The sequence below is a fragment of the Achromobacter sp. RW408 genome (genome assembly GCF_003184165.1).
Lineage (GTDB): Bacteria > Pseudomonadota > Gammaproteobacteria > Burkholderiales > Burkholderiaceae_B > Achromobacter > Achromobacter xylosoxidans.
In genome coordinates, this window is record NZ_QHHO01000013.1 from 1 (window position 1) to 673 (window position 673).

Annotated in this window: 1 protein-coding gene; it reads right to left on the reverse strand. The window is 65.1% G+C overall.

The window, feature by feature from the left end; all coding sequences use genetic code 11:
* Positions 1–346: 346 nt before the first annotated feature.
* Positions 347–673 (reverse strand): DNA-3-methyladenine glycosylase (locus DK459_RS02115; RefSeq protein ID WP_370445584.1); only part of this gene is annotated, 327 nt, incomplete at its 5' end.

Below are 673 nucleotides of genomic sequence, written 5' to 3' on the forward strand. Positions count from 1 at the left end.
GCCCGCAATAACCGGCCGCCCTGCGCGGCCGGTTATTGCATACGCGATTTGTTGCGTCGGAACGGTGTTCGCTGCGCGCTTGCGGAGAGGGGCGCGCTGAAGGTGTTTTTTTGTTGGATAGGCGTGGTCTCGTTCTGCGGGCTCCGTGGAACGCCATTGATTTAGTGCTTGGCGCTGTCGATGCCTTGGACGCTTTAGTTGTCGTACTGCGTCATGCGTTGATTTTCTCCACGTCACTGCCTCGTGACTCGGCGCTCCCTCTTCCTTCCGATTCCATCCTTTGAGCTTGCCTGCCTGATCGTACGGGCTGGCGTCTTCCCACATTGCGTAACGCCATCCGGTTTCTTCAATATTCCGCCCACAAGTGCTGGGCCGCATAGGCGCGCCAGGGGCGCCAGGCTTCGGCGCGGGCCAGGAGCTGGGCGGGGGTGTATTGGCGGTTTTCCAGTTTTTCCAGGGCGCGGATCAGGCCGATGTCGGAGGCGGGGAAGGCGTCGGGTTCGCGTAGCTGGCGCAGGGCGATGTATTGGGCGGTCCATTCGCCGACGCCGCGCAGGGTGCGCAGGCGGGTGACGGCGTTGTCGAGGCAGTCGGCGGTGTCGAACAGGCGGGGGTCGGCCAGGGCCGCGGTGGCGACGGCGGAGAGGGTGGCGGCGCGCGTGCGGGGCATGCC